The sequence below is a fragment of the Xenorhabdus littoralis genome (assembly GCF_033949345.1).
Lineage (GTDB): Bacteria > Pseudomonadota > Gammaproteobacteria > Enterobacterales > Enterobacteriaceae > Xenorhabdus > Xenorhabdus littoralis.
Genome location: NZ_VCDP01000086.1, coordinates 1 through 2,535 on the forward strand (window position 1 = coordinate 1; position 2,535 = coordinate 2,535).

Annotated in this window: 5 protein-coding genes; 2 read left to right on the forward strand and 3 right to left on the reverse strand. The window is 46.5% G+C overall.

Translation table 11 applies throughout. The features are described from left to right. Positions 1 to 288, reverse strand: a 288-nt coding sequence (locus tag FE394_RS16865; RefSeq protein WP_319927515.1) for a hypothetical protein, incomplete at its 3' end; no start/stop codon positions are given. A gap of 40 nt (positions 289 to 328) precedes the next feature. Here FE394_RS16865 and FE394_RS16870 point away from each other — a divergent pair. Beyond that, complete coding sequence (locus tag FE394_RS16870; protein WP_319927516.1) at positions 329 to 466, forward strand: hypothetical protein; 138 nt, start codon at positions 329 to 331, stop codon at positions 464 to 466. A gap of 146 nt (positions 467 to 612) precedes the next feature. Further along, positions 613 to 933 carry a SymE family type I addiction module toxin gene (locus tag FE394_RS16875; RefSeq protein WP_319927519.1) on the forward strand — a complete coding sequence of 107 codons (321 nt, stop codon included), beginning with the start codon at positions 613 to 615 and terminating at the stop codon, positions 931 to 933. Positions 934 to 1,043: 110 nt separating this feature from the next. Here the strand turns inward: FE394_RS16875 and FE394_RS16880 are convergent, their stop codons facing one another. Then, the gene (locus tag FE394_RS16880) at positions 1,044 to 1,436 is read right to left on the reverse strand and encodes a hypothetical protein (RefSeq protein ID WP_319927517.1); all 393 of its coding nucleotides are present in this window, start codon (positions 1,434 to 1,436) and stop codon (positions 1,044 to 1,046) included. 10 nt (positions 1,437 to 1,446) lie between these two features. After that, positions 1,447 to 2,535: RHS repeat domain-containing protein (locus FE394_RS16885; protein ID WP_319927518.1), on the reverse strand; the 1,089-nt coding region annotated here is incomplete at its 5' end.

Here is a 2,535-nt window from a genome sequence, read left to right on the forward strand (position 1 = left end):
GTAGGCGTCGACAGGCAGATATTGACTCAGGTTACCGTTGGCATCATAGCTGAATTGCTCTTCATGCGGACGTGTACCCTCGAACAAAGTATGCAGAATCTGGTCGTTGGTATTGTAACGGTAGCGGGTTTGTCCCCAGCGACTGTCGTCAATAACCCGCACATTATGAGCACGGTCATATTGCCAGCTCCGGTTGACCGCAGAGGCTTGAGGAGGAAAATGTGGGTCATTTTGTGCCAGTGTTTCCCTGAAAAATGGGGTGGCCTGTCCCGCCGACTGATGCGCCAACAATCCGGTCGCGGTGTAACGGCTGGCAAGAATAAAGCCGTTGGCACTTTCACGTACCGTTTCTCGTCCCAGAACATCATGCTGGAATGTCAGCGGTGTATTTTGGTTTGAGGACAGGGTGCTGCTGCGTCAGTTAGGCGGTGGAACAGTTACCGGAGGAAGACAAGGAAGTGATTAAGAAGCTGCTGGATGCCTTTTTAACCAAGAAACAGTTACAGGCACTGGCAAGATAAATAAAAAAGAACCCGTTGATTTAACGCGGGGATGAAGTGCTACCAACACCGCATCCCCGCTCACCACAACCAACTAAGTAGGAGTTGAATGATGGCTAAGGCGCATTCTAAGCAAAACCGCGCGGTAAATAAAGCCGCGAAAACAGAACGTTATTACACCGTGGGATACGTCCCGCAAAACGACAAGGCCACAGCCCCGCCCGCAATTCACCTTAAGGGGCAGTGGCTTAAGGCCGCTGGCTTTGAGATTGGCGGCTCGGTGACGGTGAAGATCATGGACGGCTGTCTGGTGCTGATCCCCGCGAGTTCCGAGACCAACAGCCTCAAACAGCAATACCAGCGCCAGCGCGAGCAAATCAGTGAGATTAAGCTGCGGATGCGGGAACTGATTGGGAACTATAAAAGCCGCTAAGGGCAGGGACTGAACCGCTCTTAAAAAAGAAGAAGCCGGAAGATCACAGGGATCTTTCCGGCTTAAATATAATCAATTAGTATATAACTTACTGAAAATACCAATTAAAATTATATAATTAGTATAGCTCTCAGTTTAGAATAGAATTCGACTAAATTTTGTAAGTCGGACTCTATTTCATATGTTAAAGATGAACTCTCTAGCATATCGTTCAATAAGCAACCACTTACTTTTACTTTCCCTAGATGATTAACTGAAATATTAATATCAACATTTCCATTTTCGTTAATGAAGTTAGATTCAAGTACCTTTTTAGAAATTAACTCATCTAAGGAAATAAGAAATTCTTTAATTCTGTCATATGATGAATCGAAATTCACCTTGGCATGATACCAGCTAGACTTAATATCAATACACGCATAAAAATCTTCTCCTTTAAAATAAAAGTCTCTTAAAACCAAATGACTACTATTATCACCCTTAATTATAGTTTCTAGCGTCACCTTATTCTCCTTAATCAAGTCTTGGTATATCTTCAAGTTTTAGAGGCCAACCAAAACTTCTGCTACGCTGTCCCCAATTAGTTGTACTTATCATATCTCGATGGCTAATTTTTCCATCTTTAACAACTATGTTATATACAACCTCTTTTCCATTTTTATGGCCTAACATTGCATAACCTATATCACCGCTACGCAGTACCGTTGGTTTTGTTTTTAGAATTTCTCTGTCGAAACTAAATGGGAAATTGTGTCCGCCTGGATTTTCAACTGCACGTTGTCTTATTCTTGGTTCATATTCAGGAACTTCCGATGATGCTTTTTGGATAGGTTCCCCTTTATTCCCAACCCCGCCTGCTAGACCGTAAGGATCTACCCATTTCGCTGGGTTATGCACATATCCATACGGATTCACCCCGCCCAATAACCCAATGGGGTCTGCCGAGATGTACTGCGCCGTGTCCGGGGAGTAATAGCGATGAAAATTATAGAATAACCCGCTCTCTTCATCCGCATATTGCCCCATGAAACGCAGATTGCAGCCCACATGATAATCCGGATTATTCGACGCAATGACCTGCGATTTCTCCGCTTTGCCCCATGTCGTCAACCGCTGCGCCCAGACCAGTACCCCTTCCTCGGACAACATTTCACGCGGCGTACCCTGATGGTCACTGACAATATAGTGTAGCTTACCTTTTTCAAAACGTGCTGATGGCGTGAGGGCACCCGGTTCGTAGAGCCAGCGGATACGCTGATCTTCCACCGGTGTGCCATCGGCGTAAACCGGGATTTCCTCAATCAGCTGGTCACCGCTCCACAGGTAATCCTGCCCCATAATGGCATCGGCTCTCGGCGTTAAATCCGGTTTGCCTGCCAGCCACAACTGTAAATTAGCCGCCGCCAGTTTACCATCGTGCACTTTCAGTTTACGGACTCGCCGCCCGAACGCATCGTAGCGATAATGCCAGCGCGAGCCATCCGGGGTTTCACAATGGGTGAGCTGGTTTTGGGTATCCCAGCGGTAGCGCCAGATTTGCGGGCGAAACCCGTCACGGTGTTCGGTTTTTTCCACCAGACGCCCATTGTCATCATAGCGATA